At 49.4% G+C, this 21,740-nt stretch carries 24 protein-coding genes; 3 read left to right on the forward strand and 21 right to left on the reverse strand.

What is annotated here, in order from left to right; translation table 11 throughout:
• Window positions 1–5: 5 nt before the first annotated feature.
• The 7 genes from AC6I3O_RS16290 to mtaB all read right to left on the reverse strand — a co-directional run bounded on the left by AC6I3O_RS16290 (window position 6) and on the right by mtaB (window position 5,096).
• Window positions 6–377 carry a GntR family transcriptional regulator gene (locus AC6I3O_RS16290; protein ID WP_497851805.1) on the reverse strand — a complete coding sequence of 124 codons (372 nt, stop codon included), beginning with the start codon at window positions 375–377 and terminating at the stop codon, window positions 6–8.
• A 239-nt stretch (window positions 378–616) separates the two neighbouring features.
• Complete coding sequence (locus AC6I3O_RS16295) at window positions 617–2,284, reverse strand: ribonuclease J (RefSeq protein WP_497851806.1); 1,668 nt, start codon at window positions 2,282–2,284, stop codon at window positions 617–619.
• Window positions 2,285–2,311: 27 nt separating this feature from the next.
• Window positions 2,312–2,770 (reverse strand): Fur family transcriptional regulator, encoded by a 459-nt coding sequence (locus AC6I3O_RS16300; protein WP_497851807.1) that lies wholly within the window; start codon window positions 2,768–2,770, stop codon window positions 2,312–2,314.
• Between the two features lie 6 nt (window positions 2,771–2,776).
• Window positions 2,777–3,037, reverse strand: coding sequence for a DUF1292 domain-containing protein (locus AC6I3O_RS16305; RefSeq protein ID WP_497851808.1), 261 nt, complete (start codon window positions 3,035–3,037; stop codon window positions 2,777–2,779).
• Between the two features lie 10 nt (window positions 3,038–3,047).
• Entirely contained in the window at window positions 3,048–3,488 is a 441-nt protein-coding gene (ruvX, locus tag AC6I3O_RS16310; RefSeq protein WP_497851809.1) for a Holliday junction resolvase RuvX, read from the reverse strand.
• 3 nt (window positions 3,489–3,491) lie between these two features.
• Entirely contained in the window at window positions 3,492–3,755 is a 264-nt protein-coding gene (locus tag AC6I3O_RS16315) for an IreB family regulatory phosphoprotein (RefSeq protein ID WP_159750529.1), read from the reverse strand.
• A gap of 57 nt (window positions 3,756–3,812) precedes the next feature.
• A complete protein-coding gene (gene mtaB / locus AC6I3O_RS16320) occupies window positions 3,813–5,096 on the reverse strand; it encodes a tRNA (N(6)-L-threonylcarbamoyladenosine(37)-C(2))-methylthiotransferase MtaB (RefSeq protein ID WP_497851810.1) in 1,284 nt (427 codons plus the stop codon).
• Window positions 5,097–5,284: 188 nt separating this feature from the next.
• On the opposite strand from mtaB, the gene AC6I3O_RS16325 reads away from it, so the two are divergent.
• Window positions 5,285–5,521, forward strand: a complete 237-nt coding sequence (locus AC6I3O_RS16325) for an HPr family phosphocarrier protein (RefSeq protein WP_159750528.1) — start codon at window positions 5,285–5,287, stop codon at window positions 5,519–5,521.
• Between the two features lie 104 nt (window positions 5,522–5,625).
• Here AC6I3O_RS16325 and thiI read toward each other — a convergent pair whose 3' ends face one another.
• The 12 genes from thiI to AC6I3O_RS16385 form a co-directional block, all read right to left on the reverse strand.
• The gene (gene thiI / locus AC6I3O_RS16330; protein WP_497851811.1) at window positions 5,626–6,807 is read right to left on the reverse strand and encodes a tRNA uracil 4-sulfurtransferase ThiI; all 1,182 of its coding nucleotides are present in this window, start codon (window positions 6,805–6,807) and stop codon (window positions 5,626–5,628) included.
• 34 nt (window positions 6,808–6,841) lie between these two features.
• Window positions 6,842–7,999 carry a cysteine desulfurase family protein gene (locus tag AC6I3O_RS16335; protein WP_497851812.1) on the reverse strand — a complete coding sequence of 386 codons (1,158 nt, stop codon included), beginning with the start codon at window positions 7,997–7,999 and terminating at the stop codon, window positions 6,842–6,844.
• A 69-nt stretch (window positions 8,000–8,068) separates the two neighbouring features.
• Window positions 8,069–8,812 (reverse strand): 16S rRNA (uracil(1498)-N(3))-methyltransferase, encoded by a 744-nt coding sequence (locus tag AC6I3O_RS16340; RefSeq protein ID WP_497851813.1) that lies wholly within the window; start codon window positions 8,810–8,812, stop codon window positions 8,069–8,071.
• Window positions 8,812–9,765: a 50S ribosomal protein L11 methyltransferase gene (prmA, locus tag AC6I3O_RS16345; RefSeq protein ID WP_497851814.1), complete on the reverse strand. Its 954-nt coding sequence runs from the start codon at window positions 9,763–9,765 to the stop codon at window positions 8,812–8,814. The genes AC6I3O_RS16340 and prmA overlap by 1 nt, the downstream gene beginning before the upstream one ends.
• Before the next feature lie 50 nt (window positions 9,766–9,815).
• On the reverse strand, window positions 9,816–10,379 hold the full coding sequence (locus tag AC6I3O_RS16350) for a manganese efflux pump MntP (RefSeq protein ID WP_497851815.1): 564 nt from the start codon (window positions 10,377–10,379) through the stop codon (window positions 9,816–9,818).
• A 33-nt stretch (window positions 10,380–10,412) separates the two neighbouring features.
• Entirely contained in the window at window positions 10,413–11,198 is a 786-nt protein-coding gene (locus AC6I3O_RS16355) for a Uma2 family endonuclease (protein ID WP_497851816.1), read from the reverse strand.
• 62 nt (window positions 11,199–11,260) lie between these two features.
• Window positions 11,261–12,265 carry an adenosine deaminase gene (gene add, locus AC6I3O_RS16360; protein WP_497851817.1) on the reverse strand — a complete coding sequence of 335 codons (1,005 nt, stop codon included), beginning with the start codon at window positions 12,263–12,265 and terminating at the stop codon, window positions 11,261–11,263.
• Window positions 12,262–12,609: an arsenate reductase family protein gene (locus AC6I3O_RS16365; protein ID WP_497851818.1), complete on the reverse strand. Its 348-nt coding sequence runs from the start codon at window positions 12,607–12,609 to the stop codon at window positions 12,262–12,264. Before AC6I3O_RS16365 ends, add begins: the two co-directional genes overlap by 4 nt.
• 27 nt (window positions 12,610–12,636) lie before the next feature.
• Entirely contained in the window at window positions 12,637–14,139 is a 1,503-nt protein-coding gene (locus AC6I3O_RS16370; RefSeq protein ID WP_497851819.1) for an ATP-binding protein, read from the reverse strand.
• Window positions 14,129–15,439, reverse strand: a complete 1,311-nt coding sequence (locus tag AC6I3O_RS16375; RefSeq protein ID WP_497851820.1) for a vWA domain-containing protein — start codon at window positions 15,437–15,439, stop codon at window positions 14,129–14,131. The genes AC6I3O_RS16370 and AC6I3O_RS16375 overlap by 11 nt, the downstream gene beginning before the upstream one ends.
• Before the next feature lie 45 nt (window positions 15,440–15,484).
• A complete protein-coding gene (locus AC6I3O_RS16380; RefSeq protein ID WP_497851821.1) occupies window positions 15,485–16,504 on the reverse strand; it encodes a leucine-rich repeat domain-containing protein in 1,020 nt (339 codons plus the stop codon).
• A 29-nt stretch (window positions 16,505–16,533) separates the two neighbouring features.
• A complete protein-coding gene (locus AC6I3O_RS16385; protein ID WP_497851822.1) occupies window positions 16,534–17,121 on the reverse strand; it encodes a YdcF family protein in 588 nt (195 codons plus the stop codon).
• Between the two features lie 111 nt (window positions 17,122–17,232).
• Here AC6I3O_RS16385 and AC6I3O_RS16390 point away from each other — a divergent pair, with 111 nt between their 5' ends.
• Entirely contained in the window at window positions 17,233–18,057 is an 825-nt protein-coding gene (locus tag AC6I3O_RS16390) for a delta-lactam-biosynthetic de-N-acetylase (RefSeq protein ID WP_497851823.1), read from the forward strand.
• Entirely contained in the window at window positions 18,054–18,185 is a 132-nt protein-coding gene (locus AC6I3O_RS16395; RefSeq protein ID WP_497851824.1) for a hypothetical protein, read from the forward strand. The genes AC6I3O_RS16390 and AC6I3O_RS16395 overlap by 4 nt, the downstream gene beginning before the upstream one ends.
• Here AC6I3O_RS16395 and glmS read toward each other — a convergent pair whose 3' ends face one another.
• Together glmS and AC6I3O_RS16405 are read right to left on the reverse strand one after the other, a co-directional pair.
• The gene (glmS, locus tag AC6I3O_RS16400) at window positions 18,186–20,012 is read right to left on the reverse strand and encodes a glutamine--fructose-6-phosphate transaminase (isomerizing) (protein WP_497853496.1); all 1,827 of its coding nucleotides are present in this window, start codon (window positions 20,010–20,012) and stop codon (window positions 18,186–18,188) included.
• Window positions 20,013–20,122: 110 nt separating this feature from the next.
• Window positions 20,123–21,676: a cohesin domain-containing protein gene (locus tag AC6I3O_RS16405; protein WP_497851825.1), complete on the reverse strand. Its 1,554-nt coding sequence runs from the start codon at window positions 21,674–21,676 to the stop codon at window positions 20,123–20,125.
• Window positions 21,677–21,740: the final 64 nt, after the last annotated feature.

The raw sequence follows: 21,740 nt of genomic DNA on the forward strand, positions 1-21,740 counted from the left end.
CTGCTTCAGTCGTCCATAATAAGCCCAAATAACGTCTGGATCTCCGAGTCCGTCATCCCGCAGCTTCGTCCTTTCCGGATTGCCCGCTCTAAATCCGCCTCGACTTCCTTCTTCTTCTCCTCAAGCATCAATCCCTGACTGGCAAAAGCCACGAAGCTGCCTTTCCCGTGAACTGTGTTCACGAAGCCTTCCTCTTCCAGCACGTCATAGGCTTTCTTCACCGTCAATGCGCTGACCTTTAATTCCTTCGCCAGCGTCCTTACAGACGGAAGCGCCGTATCTTCTTTAAGTTCCCCATGCATAACCTTGTTCTTAATCTGCTCCACAATCTGTTCGTAGATTGGCTGCATGGAAGAATGATTAATGATTAATTTCATTTCATCCCTCCTTCTTTACAAACAGTATATAACAGTACAATACTGTTGTCAACTGTTTTATACTGTTTATTTCAATAAATATGAGCCATCGGGCATGGTCACAATCAAGCAGGGAAGAGACAGCTTCCCCTACCCGCCGCGCGGCCCGTGCACCGCCCAAGCGGATATTTCCTCTGCACGGGTCTGCGCATAAAAAAAGACTCCTGACAGTACCGACTGTCAAAAGCCTTTTTAAAAATTTATACATCCATAATAATCGGCAGCACCATAGGTTTTCTCTTGGTGCGCTTCCAGATAAACTCATTCATGGTATCCCGAATCACCATCTTAATCTTGCTCCAATCCGCATTGCGCTGGTGCAGCAGACAGTCTTCCACAGCCTCCGACACCACATTGCGGGCCTCTTCCATCAGTCCCTCGGACTCTCTGACATAGACGAATCCCCGGGAAACGATATCCGGTCCGGCAAGCAGTTGATTGCTTCCCTTCTCAAGGGTCAGAACCACAATCAGGATTCCATCCTCCGCCAAATGCTGCCTGTCACGCAGTACGATATTTCCCACATCGCCCACGCCAAGGCCATCTACCAGAATCTCTCCTGTGTGTACCTTGTCTACAATCTTCGCCTCCTGGGAACACAGTTCCAACACATCCCCGGACTGGAGAATGAACACATTCTCCTTAGGGATTCCAAGAGTCGTCGCAATCCCTGCATTTGCCTTGAGATGGCGGTATTCCCCGTGTACCGGGATCGCATACTTAGGCTTCACCAGCGAATAAATCAGCTTCAGTTCTTCCTGGCAAGCATGCCCGGATACATGGGCGTCGGAAAAGATAACGTCCGCCCCCTTTGCCGACAGCTCATTGATGACTCTGGAAACGGATTTCTCATTGCCAGGAATCGGGTTGGAACTGAAAATGACCGTATCCCCAGGCATAATGGAAACCTTCTTATGGACATCCGCAGCCATACGGGACAAAGCAGCCATGGATTCCCCCTGGCTTCCCGTAGTAATCAGCACCGTCTTTTCCGGCGGATAGTTCTTGAGCTGGTCAATCTCAATCAGTGTCTTGTCAGGCACATTCAGATATCCAAGCTCCTGTGCAACCTGAATGATATTGACCATACTGCGCCCTTCCACCACCACCTTCCGGTCATATTTGCATGCCGAATTAATAATCTGCTGCACCCTGTCTACATTGGATGCAAAGGTGGCAATGATAATCCTTGTATTCTGATGTTCCGAAAAAATGTGGTCGAAGGTAATCCCCACCGTCCGCTCCGACTGGGTAAAGCCTTTCCGCTCCGCATTGGTGCTGTCCGACATCAATGCAAGGACTCCCTTCTTCCCAATCTCTGCAAACCGCTGCAAATCAATGGCGTCCCCGAACACCGGCGTATAATCTACCTTAAAGTCTCCCGTATGCACCACGATTCCTGCCGGGGAATAGATTGCCAGCGCCGCCGCATCCTGGATACTGTGGTTCGTCTTGATGAACTCAATCCGAAACTGCCCAAGGTTGATGGACTGCCCGTGCTTTACCACCTTCCTCCGGGTACTCCTAAGCAGGTTATGCTCCGTTAATTTTCTCTCAATAATTCCCATGGTAAGCTTTGTCGCATAGATTGGAAGATTCATCTCCCGCAATACATAGCATAATGCGCCGATATGGTCTTCATGTCCATGGGTAATCACGAATCCTTTCACCTTCTGGATATTGTCTTTTAAATAGGTCACGTCCGGGATGACAAGATCGATCCCCAGCATGTCATCCTCCGGGAATGCCAGACCGCAATCCACGACAATAATACTGTCTTCATACTCGAAGACAGTGATATTCATTCCGATTTTTTCCAGACCTCCAAGCGGAATGATTCGCAATTTTCCATTGTTTTCTCTCTTCAAATTTACACCTCCACGTGCGTCTCCGTTCTATTGTCCTGCCATTTTCAGGCACTCTTGGCATTGTCCGTAGAACTTTAATTCGTGGTCTGACACATGGAATCCCGTCTCCTGCTCAACAAGACGCTCTAATTCGTCTAAGAGGTCCTCTTCAAACGGAACCACTTTTCCACATGTCTTACATATCAGATGATGATGATGATGCTTTGTCTCCCCGTCAAACATATCGCTGATCTCATAGCGCAGGCACCCATCATCAAGATTGATCCGATCCACCAACTGCATTTCCCGTAACAACTGCACAGTCCGGTAAATAGTAGCCAGTCCGATCTCCGGATAGTCTTCCTTTACCAGTTCATAAATGTCTTCCGCAGTCATGTGCTTATCACGATGATCTGCAAGTACCTCTAACACAAGCAACCGCTGGTTGGTTACTTTAAGACCCTTTTCTTTCAGCATTTTCTTAAAATTCTCTTTACTGATGGACATAGTATATTACCTTTCGATCTCGACGTCTTCAAGCAGCTCCTCGAAGACCTTCGATATTGCCGTAAGCTCCACGTCGTCTTCGACAATCTCGTAGATACTGTCCGACGACGCCTCCTTTGACGTATCCTTGAGTATCAGGCACTCCGCATCCCCGTCTTCCGAATCTGTAACCAGGATATAGGTCACGCCGTTCACCTTCGTCTGTTCCAGCACAAAAAAGTCCACTTCCTCCGGAATCTCTTCCGACCTGAATCTTATCTTCTCCATAAATAACTCCTCAAGAATACTTTTCCTGACCGGCCGCAACGGCATCCAGATATCCCTGCAATATAATAACAGCCGCAACCTTGTCAATATACTTCTTGCGATCTTCCCGTCTCACACGATTCTCAATCAAAGTCCGTTCCGCTTCAACCGTAGTCAGGCGCTCGTCCCACATCACGACCTCAAGCCCTGTCCGCCGGGTGAGCATCTTCCCAAACGCTATGGATTGTTCCGCCCGTTCCCCAATATCATTGTTCATATGCTTCGGAAGCCCAAGCACAATCCGCTCAACCTCATACTCTTCAATCAACGCCTCGATACGCGCACAGGTCTTGCGCAGCTTGTTCTCTTCCTTACGGCAAATTGTCTCTATCCCCTGAGCCGTAATGCCCAGAGCGTCACTGATCGCTACGCCTACTGTCTTAGAGCCGTAGTCCAGTCCCATGATTCTCATAGATTATACCCATCTGTTGTGCTCAATATACGTTTTAAGCATCTCTTCTACCAGTTCGTCCCGCTCCATCTTCATAATCAGGCTGCGCGCCCCGTCGTAGCTTGTGATATATGTCGGATCTCCTGACATAATATACCCTACAATCTGGTTCACCGGATTATATCCTTTTTCGCTCAATGCCCTGTACACAATCTCAAGTATATCTTTTGCTTGAATCTGTGGACCGCTTTCTACCTGAAAAAACTGTGTGCTGCTTAAATCTCTCATATACTCACGTCCTCCAAAAATACTTCACTGTTATTCTAACCTATTGACGGGAAAAATTCAATGAATTATTTGTAAACGACTCTCAATTTCTACATTTACCAACTCATTTATCCGATTTTCGCCTAATTTCTGTCCAACCTTCACATATTCCCGGGTGTGTCCCGTCAGGTAACGCTCTCCTTCTACCAGAATCTCTTCTTCCATCAAGACTTCCTGCACCGTCCCAAGAAGCGCATCCTCGTAAGCCTCCTGTTTCCTTCTGCTAAGCGAAAGAAGCTCATTGCTGCGGCAGGCCTTAATTTCCTCCGGTATCTGGTCTTTCATGGCTGCCGCCTTCGTCCCTTCCCGCTTTGAATATTTGAATACATGAGTCTCGTAGAAATTGACCTTGTCGATAAATGCCTTGGACTGTGCAAACTCTTCTTGCGTCTCTCCTGGGAAGCCTACGATTACATCTGTGGTCAATGCTGGACGGGTGAAATATTTCCGCAGGAGCATACATTTCTCATAGTATTCCTCAGACGTGTAGCGTCGGTTCATCCGCTTTAATGTATCGTCGCACCCGCTTTGCAGGGATAGGTGGAAATGGGGACATATCTTTGGGAGTTCTGCAAGCGTTTCCACAAATTCCTGCGTGATGATTCTCGGTTCAAGAGAACCCAGCCGGATTCTTTGGATGCCCGGAATCTCATGGACTGCAAGAATCAGGCCAAGCAGGCTGTCATTCGTATCGATGCCATAGGAGCTTAGATGGATTCCGGTCAGGACTGCCTCTTTGTAGCCGTTATCCGCAAGCTTTTGGATTTCCCCAAGCACACTGTCCCGGGCGCGGCTTCTGACCCTTCCCCGGACATAAGGAATGATACAGTAGGTACAGAACTGGTTGCAGCCGTCCTGCACCTTTACGTATGCGCGGGTATGTTCTGCCGTCTGCTCAAGGTGCAGTTCCTCGTATTCATTGGTATGGTTGATGTCCAATATTTCTTTTTCAAGCCTTTTTTTGCCGGACTCAAATCCTTCCAATATCTCAATCAAATCCTTCTTGCGGTTGTTCCCAATCACAACATCCACACATTCCTCCTGCTCGCCCTCCTTTGCCTGGACGTAACAGCCGCATGCCACCACTAAAGCCTCCGGGTTCTGCTTTCTCGCCCTGTGCAGCATTTGTCTTGACTTACGGTCTGCCATATTGGTGACAGTGCATGTGTTAATAATGTAAATGTCCGCTTTCTCCTGGAACGGCACAATCTCATATCCGTTCCGGACTAATAACTCCTGCATTGCTTCTGTCTCATATGCGTTCACCTTGCATCCAAGATTATGTAATGCTGCTTTTTTCATATTATACTACCATTCCTTTCCGTCTGCCCCCATGTGGCAGGTATTGCGGGATGCCCTCCCTTCTATGCAGGTTGCCAGAATATTTCAGATGGAATACTTTACATCTTTGGCAAATTGTTCCTTGACTTTTCTACCACTTACTTTTAAGATAGGTATAGAACACGAAAAAATAAGGGAGGTATAGTCCAATGAAAACAGTTCAGATTTCTTTGAATTCTATTGATAAGGTAAAGTCTTTTGTAAATGATATCACAAAATTTGACCACGATTTCGATTTGGTATCCGGAAGGTACGTCATCGACGCGAAGTCTATTATGGGGATTTTCAGCTTAGACCTTTCCAAGCCGATTGACTTGAACATCCATGCAGATACGGCTGAGATTGATACGATTCTCGATGCGCTCAAGGCTTATATCTGTGAGTAAGAATATTCCAGACGGTTATTTTGAACATAAGGGCAGGCTTATATATGAGCCTTGCCCTTTTTATTATCACCACTGTTCATCCCTAACAGGAATATCCGGTACTCCTATTTCACCTCAATAATCTCCACCGTCTCAAGCGCCGTCTTCATCAACTCATCGATCTTCTCGCTCAGATGCTCTTCCGACCTGCGAATCACCTCCACGTTTGGCTTCGTCACCGGATGCTTCGCCACAAAAATCGTACAGCAGTCCTCAAAGGGCTGGATAGACGTCTCATAAGTCCCAATCTTCTCAGAAATATTCACGATCTCCTGCTTGTCAAACCCAATCACAGGCCGGTACACCGGCATCGTGCAGACGTCGTTGGTGGCGGCAAGGCTCTGCATGGTCTGGCTCGCCACCTGCCCGATGCTCTCGCCCGTAATCAGACCAAGGCACCCATCCTTTTTCGCGAAATGTTCCGCAATACGCATCATATACCTTCTCATAATAATCGTCAGCTCATCGTGAGGACACTGGTCATAAATATACAACTGAATGTCCGTAAAATTCACCACATGTAACTTAACCGGCCCGGCATACCGCGACACAATTCTCGCCAGGTCCACCACCTTCTGCTTCGCCCGTTCACTGGTATAGGGCGGCGCATGAAAATAAGTGGCCTCAATTCCCACTCCCCGCTTGGAAATCATATACCCGGCTACAGGGCTGTCAATCCCGCCTGACAAAAGCAGCATGGCCTTACCGTTGGTTCCCACCGGCATCCCGCCTGCCCCCGGGATAATCCTGGAATAGACGTAGATCTCATTGCGCACCTCTACGTTCAGCATCACATCCGGATGATGCACGTCCACCTTCGTCTCAGGAAATGCGTCAAGAATCGCCTCACCCAGCGCGCAGTTAATCTCCATGGAAGTAAGGGGGTAGGATTTCCTCGCACGCCTTGCCTCCACCTTGAAGGTCAGGTTCTTATCCGGATACGCCTCGTCCATATAGGCGACCACGTCCTTCTTCAACTGCTCAAATCCCCCATCCTCCATACGGACTACCGGGCAGATTCCCACGATACCGAACACCCGCTTCAAATGTTCCACCGTATCGTCATAATCATAATCCCCGTCACAGTCCACATAAATCCTTGCCTGGGACTTATGGACTTCAAACTGCCCTTCTACGTCTTTCAGTGCGAACCGCACCTGTCTGACGAGCGCATCCTCAAACAGATAACGGTTCTTGCCTTTGATTCCTATCTCTCCGTATTTAATTAAAAAAGTATGATATCTCATCTTCTCTCTTCTCTCTTCTATTCACATATTTTTCTTAACGCCTGGTATATTTCCGAAGGTTCGGCACTATATTGTAGAGGGTATCTAACGTATAGTCAATCTCCTGTGGCGTTGTAAATTCTGACATACTGAACCGCAAGGTAGCGTCTAAGAATTCCTGCCTTGCCCCGATGCCTTTCAGGACGCCGCTGACCTGAGGATGATTCGACGAGCATGCCGACCCGGAGGATACATAGATGCCTTTTTCCTCCAAGGCATGCAGAAGCACTTCGCTTCGGATTCCCGCAAAACCTACGCTGATAATGTGGGGTGCGCTGGTCTCATCATAAAGCCCGTGTATGACGGTATCTTCAATCTGGCTGACACCCTTGATGAACCGCTGTTTCAGCCTGCGCATCCGCGCCACCTTCACATCCAAATCCTGATAAATCATCTTCGCCGCTAAGGAAATACCCGCAATGCCCGGAACATTTTCCGTACCGGAACGGATATTCTTCTGCTGTTCTCCGCCGAATACGATAGGCTTAATCTTCACATTTTCCCCAATATATAAGATTCCCGTACCCTTAGGCCCATGAATCTTATGCCCACTGATCGAACACAGATCTACCTTCAGTTTTTTCGGGTAAATCCGATATTTCCCGAAGCCCTGTACCGCATCCACATGGAACAGGATGTTCTGGTTATATGCCTTTACGATACCCGCTGCCTCCTGAATCGGCTGGACAGAGCCTACCTCGTTATTCACATACATAATGGATACAAGGATAGTATCTTTACACAATGCCTCCTTCAGCGCATCTAACTTCACCCTTCCGTAGCGGTCCACCGGAAGATAGGTCACTCGGAACCCTTCCTCCTCTAAATGGCGCATGGTATTGATGATTGCCGGGTGTTCAATGGCAGTGGTAATCAGATGTTTCCCGGCACGCTGGTTCGCCATGGCAACGCCCCTAAGCGCAAGATTATCGCTCTCCGTCCCGCCGGACGTAAACACGATTTCCTTAGGCTGCACCTTGAGAAGCTTGGCAAATGTCTCTTTTGCTTCTTTTATATATTGCTCTGCCGCAACGCCTTTGGCATGCATGGAAGATGGGTTGCCGTAGTCTTCGCACATTACCTTCTTTACCAGTTCCCCTACGCAGTCATATGCCCGGGTAGTCGCGGAGTTGTCTAAATATATTTCTCCCATTCATTTCACTTCCTGATTTTTCTATTTTCTTATTAACAGAATATGTTCTTTCCATGTGATAGGTCACAATCAAATCGATTCTTCCAACCGGAACATCAAAACAGACAGCATGGCAAGCCCCGCCGTCTCCGTCCTTAAAATCCGTCTTCCCAGAGTGACCGCCTTTGCTCCCCACTCCAGGGCAAGCTCCACTTCCTCCTTCTCGAAGCCGCCCTCCGGCCCGATAAAAATTCCCACCGACTGCCCCGGCACAATGGATTCTATGATTTCTTTCGTCTCCTTCATGCCTTCCGCAAGCTCATAGGGAATCAATACCACATCCAGCTTCTTAGCATAGGACAGAGCCTCCGGGTAAGACATCACATCCGCCACCTGGGGAATATACCCTCTGCCCGCCTGCTTTGCGGCGCTTAGGGCGATCTGCTGCCACCGCTCCACCTTTTTTAAAGCCTTCTTCTCATCCAGCTTCACCACCGAACGCCTGGTGCTTACCGGGATTACCTGATACGCCCCCAATTCCACGGCTTTTTGTACAATCAGCTCCATCTTATCCTGCTTTGGAAGCCCCTGGAACAGATAGAGCTTAGAAGACAACTCCGTATCTGTCTGCATTTCTTCCAAAATCCGAAGAACAGCGCCGCCCTCCCCATATTCCTCTACCGCGCACAGATACTTTAAATTATTGCCGTCGCTCACCATCAGTTCCTCGCCCGGACGCATCCTGAGTACGTTCTTCATATGGTTCACATCGGAACCTTCCACAAAAATTTTCCCGTCCTTCACCTGAGAAGGCGTCACAAAAAAATGCTGCATCAATTCTTCCTCGCCGTCACAGATACCCACTCGCCCTGATGATTCACCTCCAGGACCTCAAGGCCGGACGCTTTCACAGCATCCACCACCACAGTTTCCTTATCGTCGATAATCCCGCTGGTGATATAGATTCCTCCCGGTTTCATCTGACGTACAATCACAGGCGTAAGAGGAACCAGCACATCCGCAAGGATGTTCGCCGCCACAATATCATACCTCTCATATCCCACCGCATCCTGCACAGACACATCGTCAATGATATTCCCGATCATGACCTCATACTGCTCTTTGGAAATGCCGTTGGCTTCCATATTCTCATGGGTCGCTTCAATGGCGCAGGGATCCAAATCTGTCCCCACCGAGTACTCTGCGCCGAACTTTAGCGCAAGCATCCCCAAAATTCCGCTTCCGCACCCAACATCCAGAATACGCGCACCCTTTTCCACATACTTTTTCAACTGGCGGATACATAACTGGGTCGTCTCGTGAGTGCCCGTCCCGAACGCCGTCCCCGGGTCGATGTGGATGATCAGCCTGTCCTCGTCCTTTTCCTCCACCTTCTCCCAAGACGGAATGACAAGGATATCGTCAATGTAAAACTGGTGGAAATACTGTTTCCAGTTATTCACCCAGTCCACATCCTCTGTCTGGGATTCTTCGATGGTACATTCGCCCACATCCAGATAAGAGCGCATCTCTTCCAGTTCCTTTCGTACATTCATCAAGATACTTCCCTTATCCTCCTCTTCCCCAAGATAAAAGGTCAGGTATGCCTTGCCGTCATCCTCCGGCAAATCCGGCAGGATGTCCACAAACATCTGCTCCTTATCCTCCTTTGTCAGAGGCACCTTGTCCTCAATCTGGACGCCCTCAATCCCTAAGTCCATCAACATACTGCTTACGATGTCCTCAGCCTGCGTCGTCGTCGTCAGCCGGAACTGATTCCACTTCATATTTTTCTCCTCTCTTACATCCGAATACAATCCTCTATCCCCCGCGAAATTCAAGACAATAGATGCTCAATCAAAATCTTTGCTCCCATTAAAATCAGGATGATTCCTCCCAAAAGCTCCGCCTTCGCCTGATACTTCGTCCCAAATATATTGCCTATTTTAACACCTGCCACCGATAATGTAAACGTTATCACGCCAATAAAACAGACCGCCGGCACAATATCTACCTTGAGAAATGCAAATGTCACTCCTACCGCAAGGGCATCGATGCTGGTCGCCACCGCAAGCCCCAGCATCGTCCGTATATCCAGCGCCTCATCCGCCTCCTGGCAGCACGCCTCTGGCCTAAGCGCCTCCCGGACCATATTTCCTCCTATAAATCCAAGCAGGACAAATGCAATCCAGTGGTCAATTGACGTAATCACATCCCGGAACTGGACGCCTAAGACATATCCCACAAGGGGCATACCTGCCTGAAATATCCCAAAATACGCCCCCACAAGCGACGCCTTCCTCCACGTACATTTCTTCATGGAAAGCCCTTTACAGATTGATACGGCAAATGCATCCATCGAAAGCCCCACAGCAATCAAAAACAGCTCTATAATCCCCATGGCAAATGAACCCCTTTCTTTTGTAAAATCTACTTATATGTGGGCACACGAATCCCATTCCTTATCTGCCCACTGGGCAATCCTCTTGAAATCCAGCACTAATTCCCCGCCAAAAATATTGACCGGAATCTGGGCGTCGATTGGATAAATGGTGACTTCGCCTTCCCCTTCCAGGAAATACACCAGCACCTTCTTTGTATAGGGGTCTACAATCCAGTATTCCCGAACCTTTGCCTGTTCATATTTCGCAAGCTTGACAATATAATCCCGCCGCTTGGTTCCCGGCGACACCACTTCCAGCACAAAATCCGGCGCGCCTATAATATTGCGCCTGACAATCTTTTCCGGGTCGCAGACAATCACCACATCCGGCTGAATCATGGTCTTCTCGTCGCTGTCCAACTGGACGTCCACAGGGGAGATGAAAGGCGTACACGCCACGTCACGGTCTAAGATATGGTTCGCAATCTGCCGATGGACTTCCGCAGCCATCAACTGATGGAAGGTCGTAGGAGCCGCCATGTCGTAGAAATATCCGTCAATCAATTCCACCCGCAGATCGTCCGGCAAATCCCAGTAATCCTCAATCGTATAAGAACCCGGCTTTCGCTTCACCTCGTATGCAGCCGACGCTTCCTTGACCACCATCTTCTCCCGGAATGCATTTTCCAGATCGCTCCATGTCCTATAATCTATATTTTCCGCATTTCCCTCAAATATCTTCTTTACCGTCTCTATGGGGACTCCGGATAATTCTGCAATCTGAAAATATGTATAGCCCCATTCCTGTTTCCTGCGTTTCATTTCCTGAATCGTCATGACATTTCCCTCCTTGCCTGTTCCTTTGTAAGGAACAATTCCTGCAAAATCTACGTACTACCTTACGATATCCCAAACGCCGCCCATTCGGCATTCTCAAGCAGCTTTCCTGCCTCCTCTTTTGTAAGTCCGTATTCTTGTGAAAGTAATGCGAATTCTTTCCCGACCCAGGTATCCGATACCGTCATGTTATCGCTGTTCACCGTCACCTTTATCCCATGCTCAAGATACTTCCGGAGTGGATATTCCGAAAGGCTCCCGACCGCCTTTGTCTGTAAATTACTGGACGGGCACATCTCCAATGCGCATCCTTGCCTTTTAAGCTCCTCCATCAGTTTTTCATCCTCGATTGCACGTACCCCATGCCCGATCCGCGCGGCGCCGAATTCTAACGCCTTCCAGATACTTTTTGCTCCGTCCGCCTCTCCCGCATGGATGGTAAAGGGGATACCAAGGCTTCTGGCATACCGAAATTCCTCCTCATAATCATCGGTGGGGTACAAGGCTTCGGCTCCCGCCAAATCCACTGCCACTACGCCTTTTCCCAGATAACGGGACGCAACCCGCACGGTTTCCAGATTCTCTGCACGAAGCCCGTCTCCCCGCATACAGCATAAAATCGCCCGCAGGCAAATTCCCTGCCCTGCTTTGCATACAGCCTTCTTTGCCTCATGTGCAGCCCTTTCAAGCCCCGCAAGAACCGCCTGCACTGCCTCCTCCTGAGTAAGCCCTTTCTGCCTGTGGAGCTGGGGTGCGAACCGGATTTCCCCATAGCGAAGCCCTCTCTTTGCAAGCCCCAATCCAAGGTCATAAGCCGCAATCCCCAGGTTCTCTGTCGTCTGTAAGACAGCCAGTGGGATGTCAAAACATTTCAGATATTCATTCAGGCTCCCGCAGTCGTATTTTGCCGTGAGATAGGGGCGAAGCCCTTCCGGGGTATCCGCCGGAAGCTCCACATGTCCTTTTTGCGCCAGCTTCAAAACCGTCTCCGCCGACAGCGAACCGTCCAGATGGAGATGGAGATCAATCTTGCCAAACTTCTCCATCATCCGGTCATCCCTTCTCATATCAGTTTCTCCCACTCCTTCTCACGGAATCCCGTCACCACAGCCGTATCCGTCACCAGAATCGGCCGTTTCACCAGCATACCGTCCGTCGAGAGCAGTTCATACTGCTCTTCCTCCGTCATATCCGGCAGCTTGTCCTTCAACTGCATTTCCCGGTAAATCATTCCGCTGGTATTGAAAAATTTCTTCAAAGGCATCCCGCTCTTCTCATGCCACGCCTTCACTTCTTCTTTCGTGGGATTCTCATCCTTAATATTCCTCTCTTCAAACTCCACGCCCTTCTCATTAAGCCACTTCTTTGCCTTCTGGCATGTACTGCACTTTGGGTAATGTACCAACAACATCTTCTCTTCCTCCTTCTGCAAGACCTTTCATTTGATTGCAGTATTCAACTCCTGTTCCACCTCGTCAAGCTCTTTTAAAATCTCCTCCTGCTGTTCCCCGAACAACAGCTTTTTATTATAACGGTAATACCTCTCACATTCATTGTCCTTCAAGAACTGCACGCTATAAACATTCGTATTCAGCTCCGTCACAAATGCGACCATCTCCTGGCTGTCTCCGAAAGCTTCCTCCATGAAGTCAAAAGCATGCTCAAGCGCATCCAATGTCTCCTCTATTTTCTCCTCCCGCGCTTTCGCCTCCTGCCCGAACATTTCTTTGATACGGTCAAATGCATCTTTCCCCGACAGATGTTCCTTCTTCGCCTCCTGCCCATACCGCTCAAGAGCGCCAAGCGCTTTTTGCCAGATTCCATCCTCCATCCTGGTCAGATGCTCTGCTTTCCGTAGTTTCCCATATTTCTCTGACGCTTCCTGAATTACCGTGTTAAGCTCCAAGCACTCTTTGTAACGAAGCAGATATTCATAAAGCAAGGTGATATACCGGTCTTCCTCAAATCTGTCCCGGAACATTCCGCCAAGTTTTCCAATGAGCATACTCACCACACTAAGCCGCTCGTCGAAAGGCGCATACCGAATCTGCTCCACCGTCTCCCGTCCATAATTGCCTTCCACAATCCGCAAAAGACCGTAATCCCGCTTATATTTCTCGTATAACTCCAGATAATTTGCAAAATCCTTCGCAATCTTCCAATGCTGGATATATTGATGCACCACATCCCTGTCCGCCCGTTTTCCCAAAATCTCACAGGCCTTCAGGAATTCTGATAAATCCTCCCATCCCCGCGCCGTCGCGAACGCCTTGCCGTCCACCGTGGTCTCAATCCGATAGAAATAATCCCGCCGGATTTCCAGATACGCCATGATTGCCGGGTGTATCTCCGCTCGATAGGCGTATTCCTTCCATGCCTCATAATTCTCTTCCACGTCAATCTTCCGAATCCTGTCAAGGGTCACGATATCAAAATCCCGCACAGATTTGTTATACTCCGGCGGATTGCCGGCCGCAACGATAATCCACCCCTGAGGGACTGCCTGATTGCCAAAGGTCTTACATTGAAGGAACTCAAGCATCGTAGGCGCAAGCGTCTCGGAGACACAGTTGATCTCATCGATGAACAGAATCCCCTCTTTGATTCCTGTCGTCTCCATCTTCTCATATATGGATGCGATGATTTCACTCATCGTATACTCCGTGGCAGAATATTCTCTGCCGCCATACATTTTCTCACGGATAAACGGCAATCCCACCGCACTCTGTCTGGTGTGATGGGTAATCGTGTAAGCCACCAGCCCAATCTTACATTCCTTCGCAATCTGCTCCATAATCTGAGTCTTTCCAATCCCCGGAGGACCCATCAACAGAATGGGTCTTTGGCGGATGGACGGTATCTTGTAGCCGCCGTCCCCGTCTTTCAGCAGATAAGCCTCTATCGAATCCTTGATTTCCTGTTTTGCCCGCTTAATATCCATGGCAACCTCCTCTATTCAGTTCATCCTCAGAAAGCACCAGCTTTATCGCCCAAGGCGGAACATCCATATCTTCATAATCTTCCTCCAAAAACACGAACGCCGTCTCAAAGGGCGGCATCTTCCCCGGATAAATTCCTTTTCCGTCCGTAAAATAGATCAACCCTTTCAACTGCCCGAACACATGCCGGCGCATCAGCTCCTCGACATATACGAACGCGGGCCTGAAATCCGTCCCTCCCTCTCCCCGCAGTTCCAGATTCTCCATATACTCCCTGAGTTCTTCCCCACTGGTAATCTTCCGGTCTGTCTGCACCCTGTCGTCACACTGGATGACATGGATATTCACCTTGCAAAAAAAGCTGTTGTTCTCACTGAGTACATCATAAGTTTCTTCCAGAAATTTTTTCACCAGTTCGCCGGAACAGGACATGGACGTATCAATCACCACCGCAAACTCTTCCACCTTCTGTGTCTCCTTCCACTCCAGCGGTTCCACAAGGGGCAGATTGCCGTACAGGGACAGCCCATAGGTATAGAATACATAGTCGAAAGAATCCTCATCCACCGCCGTCTCTTCCCGCAGAACCGAAAATTTCCTGAGGAACTGGCGGTAATCGAAACGTTCCCGGTTCTCCACCCTAAGCTGCCCGATGAAATCCCCCGCTCCCGATGACATTTCCTCTGAAAATGTTTCCATCTCTGTCTCCATCTGCTCACTCACATCCTGCCATCGGTTCTCAATCTCTTCCTGCTTCTTCTTTTCCTCTTCCTTTGGCCAGTAACTGTGGTCGTCTATCCGGAATTCTGCCTCAAGCCTGAAGGTTTCTTCCTCGGAAAGCCCCAGGCCGTAAAGGACTCGATAGACCTTATCCGCTGATAAGACCTTGAGTTCCTTGTGAAGCCTTCCATAGGTTTCCCGCCGGAGCAAAGAACGGCCCGCAAGGACGCACCGGTACTGCATGCCGTCTATGATGGATTCCGCGGCAATATCACAGGCAAGGCTATAGAGACGTTCCTTGCGCCCCTTCCTTCTGGTGATGTGATGGAAAATCCCATGAAGTACCAGATGCAGATAGAGCCGGTTCACCCTGATCCGGTCTTCCCGGTAAAGCCCGCCCAGATATTGGGGATGGTAGTATAGGAATAATCCGTCTGTCCCAAGTCCGTCTGCACCAACGTCCATCACAAATGCCAGGCTTGAAAGCGCCACATCCAGAAAACGCATTTTCAGATACAGCTCATTGCGGGAGACGGTAAGAATCTTCCTGCCGATCATTTCCAGTTTTTCGCCTGTATCCATGCCCTTCTCCATAACTCGTCTTTCACTTCCCAATATTCTCATACCTCACAGCTCAAACTTCTTCTTTCTCGCCGGATACCTCCTGTGTTTCTCATCCATAAGGACGCTCAGGATCTCCGTTTCCTTCCTCTTTGACGCCGCATCCACTGCATAGTCCAAAGCCGCCTCCGTCCAGTATCCTTTGGACGAAAGAAACCGAATCCCTTCCACATCCTCATGCCCAATCAGAAAATCCGCCGCATCTTCCAAATGCTCCCTCACATAAGTTCCATATGCCTCCTGCGCTCCTTCTGCCAGCCGGAACGGACAGCGCAGGCGGTCAAGCGCCAGCTCCGCCGCAATCTCTGGTTTCTCCTGGGCCACCGTATGAAAGAACAGTTCGTCATATTTCTTGAAATCCAGTTTCCGATCATAAAAGCACTGCCGGTAATAACCGCCCGCACCATGATGCTGGGTAAACAATATCCTTGCGGGGGTATTCTCTACGGCTTCCTCATAATGCTCCGGGAAGAGAAGACGCGCCTCCTGCTCCTTTACCGCGCTTCCGCTTGAAGAATAGCGAAGTTTCACCCGAACCTCAAAGCGAATCTCATCCAGAATGGATTTCAGGCAGCTTTGCTCCCCTTCCTGAAAATGAATCTCCACCTCCGACAGGCGACATCCGGTAAACGCACCGCCGCCAATCTCAAGCAGGCTGTCCGTCAGCGTCAGCTTCTTTAGGTTCTTACATCGGTAAAAAGCATACCTGCCAATCTCCGTCACCCGGGCCGGAAGATGAACCTCCTCTACCATGCCGCCGCCAATCCTGCCCTTTATACTTCCCGTAAATGGGCTATGACATACACCATGCCGCGTATCTGTGTACACCAACGCTTCCCCTTCTTCCCTGCGGTCTTTAGCAAACGCATAGTCTCCGATCCCCTTCACTTCCATTCCGTCAATCTCATCCGGAAGAATCACTTTCCCTTCCGTCCCATAACATCCCGTAATCACGACGCCGTCTTTGGCTTTACGGTAATGAATCTCCGGGCATATCTGTCTTCGTTCTTTTTCTCTCATTGCCATCCTCGCGGCCTGCCTGTCCAAAAATACTGTCAATAATAACCTCTCCACATATTCAGATACATCTGCACATTTGTACGCACATGGAGCCATAATATTTCCAAAAACTTCTGCTTCTTAGGATTCTTGGCCGCCGCCATCACATAACGCACCCCTTTTGACCTGGTATAATGGTCCGCTTTACGCAGATGCCATCCGCTCGTCACCACGACGCAATCCTGAAAATTACAGTTCTGCATCATCCGGCAGGAATACAGCAGGTTATGGTAGGTGCTGACTGCCTGCTTCTCTTCTAAAATATACTCGCCGGGTACGCCAAGCTCCATGGCATACCGCTTCATCGCCTCTGCCTCCACGTAATCGCTGTGGACCGCCGCCCCTGACATGATGAGATACTTCACCTTCTTCTCCTTCCAGAGTTCCACGCCTTTCTCGACCCTTGCTTTCAGCGTGTCGGACGGGACGCCGTCCGCCTTCACCCTGCACCCGCAGACAATGGCACAGTCATAACTGTCCTGCTCCCACCGCTTCTTTGGCGCGCGGAATATCACACAAAATAAAAATATATGGGCTGCCAGAAAGCCAGCCGTCATCCACTTCATCTTTTCCTTTGTTATCATTGACACCTTACCTCGCTTTTGCTTTTTCAGTCTCATGTAATTTTACACTCTTTTCTCATACATTGCAAGGGAATGCATATACATACTATAACGAACTCAAATGGAGTATCTATGTCATATCTCAAACCACTGGGAATCACCCTGTTCTTTGTCTTATCCTATTTCGCTGGATGCCTGGCTGCCGCCCGGTTCCCGCCAAAGACTTCGGCGCCGTCCGCCTCCGATGCGGTTTCATCTGCAATCGTTCCGGCCGCGGAAAACTGGGGGCTAAGTTTTCAGGAAGAGGGGAAGCCTCCTGTCGCAAACGCCACGTTTGAAGAACTTAGAAAGTATGACGCTTATTATGCGGAAGACACGGACGAGAAACGGATTTACCTGACTTTCGACTGCGGATATGAGAACGGAAATACGGAAGCACTTCTGGACGCCCTGAAAAAGCATAAGGCAAGCGCGACCTTCTTTGTGGTCGGGAATTTTATTTCCACAAGCCCGGAACTGGTGAAACGCATGCACAAGGACGGACATACGGTGGGCAACCATACTTTTCATCATCCGGATATGTCACAGATATCCACAAAGGAAGCATTTGAAAAGGAACTGAAAGATGTAGAAGACCTGTACAAAGAGATTACGGGGGAAGAGATGGTAAAATACTACCGCCCGCCCCAGGGAAAATACAGTACGGAGAATCTCCAGATGGCGAAAGATATGGGGTATCATACGTTCTTCTGGAGCCTTGCTTATGTTGACTGGTATCAGGATAACCAGCCTTCCCACGACGAAGCGTTCGATAAATTGCTGGGGCGTATCCACCCCGGGGCGATTGTGCTGTTACATAGTACCTCCAGTACCAATGCGGAGATTCTGGACGAATTACTGGGGAAATGGGAGGAAATGGGGTATACGTTTCATGGGTTGGAGGAGTTAGTTGGGTGATTGGGCTGGGCGGATGGTTTTTCCGGGCGGACGGCAGAGAGGGCGGGGAGTCCCGGGTGCGAGACAGGGCAACGCGCCCTCTCTGCCTGTGTATCGGTAAATTTCTTCCGTACAGCCGGAATATGTGATTACTCTACCGTGACGGATTTTGCTAGGTTTCTTGGTTTGTCTACGTCGCAGCCGCGGCCTACGGCGATGTAGTAGGCGAAGAGCTGGAGGGGGATGATGGCAAGGGAGTTGGTAAAGTATTTGTTGGTTTCCGGTATGTAGGTCACGTAGTCGGCGGCTTTTTCGGCTTCGGTGTTGCCTTCTGTCGTGACTGCCATTACGAATGCGCCCCGGGTGCGGACTTCTTCCATGTTGCTGATCATCTTTTTGTAGAGGTCTTTCTGGGTCAGGACTGCCGTTACCAGAGTTCCCTCCTCTACAAGGGAGATGGTGCCGTGTTTAAGTTCGCCGGCGGCGTATGCCTCGGAGTGGATGTAGGAGATTTCTTTTAGTTTCAAGGAGCCCTCCATTGATATTGCATGGTCGATTCCCCTTCCGATGAAGAAAATGTCCCGTGCCGCCAGATAGCGGGTGGCAAATTTCTGGATTTTTTCCCGGTTGTTCAGAATCATCTCGATTTGTGCCGGGAGGGCTTTCATTTCTCCTAACATTTTTTCTAAACCGCTGTCTGAAAGCTGTCCTCTTACTTGTGCGAACTTCATTGCCAGAAGATACATGGCTGTCAGCTGCGCCGAGTATGCTTTGGTGGTGGCCACTGCGATTTCCGGGCCTGCCCAGGTGTACATAACATTATCGGCTTCCCTTGCGATGGAGCTTCCTACTACATTGACGATTCCCAGCACCCTTGCGCCCATCTTCTTCGCTTCGCGCAGGGCGGCCAGGGTGTCTGCCGTCTCTCCGGACTGGCTGATTACGATTACCAATGTATGCTCATCTAAGATAGGGTTCCGATAGCGGAATTCTGACGCCATATCTACTTCCACCGGAATTCTTGCAAGCCCCTCAAGAATGTATTTGCTGGTATGCCCTACATGGGATGCAGAACCGCACGCAACGATCATGATTTTTTGGATTTCACGGATGTCGTCGTCCGTCATGCCCAGTTCTTCGATTTCGATTCCGTTGCCCTTGATTCTTGGGGAAAATGTGTCCATAACGGCTTTCGGCTGTTCGTACATCTCTTTCAGCATAAAATGCTCGTAACCGCCCTTTTCGGCTGCATTCACGTCCCATTCGATACGCACCGGTTCTTTGGCAATGGGTTCTTCGTCTACATTGTAGAACTCCATGGAATCTTTTGTCATGCGGACGATTTCTTCATTTTCGATAAAATAGACGTCTCTGGTATAGCGCAGCACCGCCGGGACATCGGAGGCAATGATGCTTCCGCCGTCCGTATGTCCGACGATTAACGGGCTGTCTTTGCGCACGGCATAAAGCTCCTCTGGGTGGTCTTTGAAAATAATTCCCAGGGCATAGGAGCCTTCCATCCGGTGCATGATTTTAGTGATTGCCTGTAAAGGGTTGCCCTGATAGTAGTAGTCCAGAAGGTGGGCGATAATCTCCGTATCCGTCTCGGACAGGAACTCATATCCCCGCTTTTCCAGTTTCTTCTTGAGCTTTAAATAGTTCTCGATGATACCGTTATGTACGACTACGATGCTCTTATCGGCATTGAAGTGGGGATGCGCGTTCACGTCTGACGGCGAGCCGTGGGTCGCCCAGCGCGTATGGCCGATTCCCAGCGTCCCCGGCAATGTGGCGCCGTCATGGGTCAGCTCGCTTAATACCTTGAGCCGGCCTTTGGATTTGATCATGTCGATTCCGCCGTCGTTGTATACTGCGATTCCGGCAGAATCATATCCTCTGTACTCCAGTTTTGCCAATCCGTCTAATAGGATTGGCGCCGCCTGCCTGTTTCCGATATAACCTACAATTCCACACATATGAGAAAGCTCCTTTGCATCTGTAATAAAAATCATTGCATTAACTCCCGACCGTCATTACCTGCCTCCTCGCATAGTACTGTATGGTTTTGAATTAATGCAATGAAATGTTAATCTAAATCAATAAAATCTACCTGGAACGTATCGCCCTTTTTCTTCTGCCCTCGTTTTTTGGAGGACTGCATGTTCAGAAGCTCGTCCAAATCGTCGATCATGTCGTTTGAACTGCCGCCGTAGCCGGCATCATCGTCATAGGCATCATCGTCGTCGTATTCATCGTCGTCGTATTCATCATCGTCGTAACCATATCCGTCGTCATCGCCGAATCCATCTGAATCAAAATCGTCATCATCGTCAAAATCATCAAAGAGATCTTCTTCCTTCAAGCTCATGGTCTTCACAGGGACTCTGACAGCCGGCTCCCCTGCGGGCTTTTTCGACGCTGCCTTGATTGCTTTTCCCGGCGCAGGTTTCTTCGCCTTTGACGCAGGTTCGTCATCCCTGTCAGGGTCGATGTCGTACTCGTCATATAAGTCGTCCAATTCCAGATTCCGATTATGAAGCTTCACGCTGACCATCACCAGGAAACCAATCAGTACTAACATCAACATCATGCCGATAATCAATACGATATCCAGGAAATCTGCTACGAACTTCAGGAATTTATTCCACCAGCCTTTTGGTGTCTTCTCTTCCTTCGCAGCCGCAGTATGCTCTACGTATCTCTGGTATGTCTTGTCCACCGTATCATACTGGTACATCTCCCGCTGCCCGTCTGCGTTCAGGGCATACAGGACATAATAATCAGCCTTGTCCACATCCTGCCATACGGGGAATTCTTTGCCGTTCAATGTCAGCACAGTCTCCTTGTACTGTTTTGGCAGATTCACAGACCCATCATCCCTAAGTGGTATGATATAGCGGTCTGCAGAAATGCTGACCATCTCGAAAGGAAGGAATGCGCCTTTGTCGCCGTCGTACAGGAACAGCTCTGCCTCTCCGCCGGCCGATGGCGTCAGATAAAATGCCGACATATTGCTGACCGGCTGTGTCACCACCTGGCATACCTGTCCCTCTAATGTCATCTCACCCCGGGTAAATCCCTGAGGAACGATTGCGTCGGAAAAATCATTGGTGACGATATACTGCACTCCGTCAATCTCAACCTGGGGACCGTTGGCCGCACCCGTACTGCCGCCGTCTCCATTCTCTTCCTCAGGCTGAATCAGCGATGGATCCCCAGGTCCAATTGTGACTGCGGAACTTCCTTCCGTAATATCCAGTCCGGATCCGCTGATATCTGTCCCGGATGACTCAGAGATGGTAACATTCCCGGTTCCTTCTGCTAATGCCTGAAACTTCAGGGTATATCCGTCTTCTATACTCTCACCGGTACAGTTCATGGTAATCGTACCGCCGCCGCCTGTAGCTTCGTCACCGCTGACGAACCTCAGCATATCCGTATCATAGGAAAGCGTCATACTCAGCGACGCAATGTCGGCAGAAGAAATGACCCTTACCGATATCTCTACTTCAGCCCCCACCGTCGTAGACGGGTCTGAGAAACGTACTTCCGCAGATGCCGCATGGGCAACCATCGATACACATGGACACAGCATACACACTATAAACAATAAAGAAAGTACCTTCTTCCATCTTCTCATGTAAGCTACCTCATTTTTCTAAATTATTACTTTATCTATCTTTCCTTTACCGCCTTATCCGTAC

This window comes from Sporofaciens sp. St.21A7 (genome assembly GCF_059728535.1).

What these genes read in the sequence shown, in the direction of transcription:
- AC6I3O_RS16405 (WP_497851825.1), bottom strand. Translation starts at nt 21,676, where the DNA reads ATGAGAAGATGGAAGAAGGTACTTTCTTTATTGTTTATAGTGTGTATG.
- AC6I3O_RS16370 (WP_497851819.1), bottom strand. Translation starts at nt 14,139, where the DNA reads ATGGATATTAAGCGGGCAAAACAGGAAATCAAGGATTCGATAGAGGCT.
- add (WP_497851817.1), bottom strand. Translation starts at nt 12,265, where the DNA reads ATGAGAAGGGATGACCGGATGATGGAGAAGTTTGGCAAGATTGATCTC.
- AC6I3O_RS16300 (WP_497851807.1), bottom strand. Translation starts at nt 2,770, where the DNA reads ATGTCCATCAGTAAAGAGAATTTTAAGAAAATGCTGAAAGAAAAGGGT.
- AC6I3O_RS16335 (WP_497851812.1), bottom strand. Translation starts at nt 7,999, where the DNA reads ATGGGAGAAATATATTTAGACAACTCCGCGACTACCCGGGCATATGAC.
- AC6I3O_RS16375 (WP_497851820.1), bottom strand. Translation starts at nt 15,439, where the DNA reads ATGGATACAGGCGAAAAACTGGAAATGATCGGCAGGAAGATTCTTACC.
- AC6I3O_RS16315 (WP_159750529.1), bottom strand. Translation starts at nt 3,755, where the DNA reads ATGAGAGATTTAAGCAGCACACAGTTTTTTCAGGTAGAAAGCGGTCCA.
- AC6I3O_RS16340 (WP_497851813.1), bottom strand. Translation starts at nt 8,812, where the DNA reads ATGCAGCATTTTTTTGTGACGCCTTCTCAGGTGAAGGACGGGAAAATT.
- AC6I3O_RS16350 (WP_497851815.1), bottom strand. Translation starts at nt 10,379, where the DNA reads ATGGGGATTATAGAGCTGTTTTTGATTGCTGTGGGGCTTTCGATGGAT.
- ruvX (WP_497851809.1), bottom strand. Translation starts at nt 3,488, where the DNA reads ATGAGAATCATGGGACTGGACTACGGCTCTAAGACAGTAGGCGTAGCG.
- AC6I3O_RS16390 (WP_497851823.1), top strand. Translation starts at nt 17,233, where the DNA reads ATGTCATATCTCAAACCACTGGGAATCACCCTGTTCTTTGTCTTATCC.
- AC6I3O_RS16355 (WP_497851816.1), bottom strand. Translation starts at nt 11,198, where the DNA reads ATGACGATTCAGGAAATGAAACGCAGGAAACAGGAATGGGGCTATACA.
- thiI (WP_497851811.1), bottom strand. Translation starts at nt 6,807, where the DNA reads ATGAGATATCATACTTTTTTAATTAAATACGGAGAGATAGGAATCAAA.
- AC6I3O_RS16365 (WP_497851818.1), bottom strand. Translation starts at nt 12,609, where the DNA reads ATGTTGTTGGTACATTACCCAAAGTGCAGTACATGCCAGAAGGCAAAG.
- glmS (WP_497853496.1), bottom strand. Translation starts at nt 20,012, where the DNA reads ATGTGTGGAATTGTAGGTTATATCGGAAACAGGCAGGCGGCGCCAATC.
- prmA (WP_497851814.1), bottom strand. Translation starts at nt 9,765, where the DNA reads ATGAAGTGGAATCAGTTCCGGCTGACGACGACGACGCAGGCTGAGGAC.
- AC6I3O_RS16385 (WP_497851822.1), bottom strand. Translation starts at nt 17,121, where the DNA reads ATGATAACAAAGGAAAAGATGAAGTGGATGACGGCTGGCTTTCTGGCA.
- mtaB (WP_497851810.1), bottom strand. Translation starts at nt 5,096, where the DNA reads ATGAAAAAAGCAGCATTACATAATCTTGGATGCAAGGTGAACGCATAT.
- AC6I3O_RS16305 (WP_497851808.1), bottom strand. Translation starts at nt 3,037, where the DNA reads ATGGAGAAGATAAGATTCAGGTCGGAAGAGATTCCGGAGGAAGTGGAC.
- AC6I3O_RS16380 (WP_497851821.1), bottom strand. Translation starts at nt 16,504, where the DNA reads ATGGCAATGAGAGAAAAAGAACGAAGACAGATATGCCCGGAGATTCAT.
- AC6I3O_RS16325 (WP_159750528.1), top strand. Translation starts at nt 5,285, where the DNA reads ATGAAAACAGTTCAGATTTCTTTGAATTCTATTGATAAGGTAAAGTCT.
- AC6I3O_RS16290 (WP_497851805.1), bottom strand. Translation starts at nt 377, where the DNA reads ATGAAATTAATCATTAATCATTCTTCCATGCAGCCAATCTACGAACAG.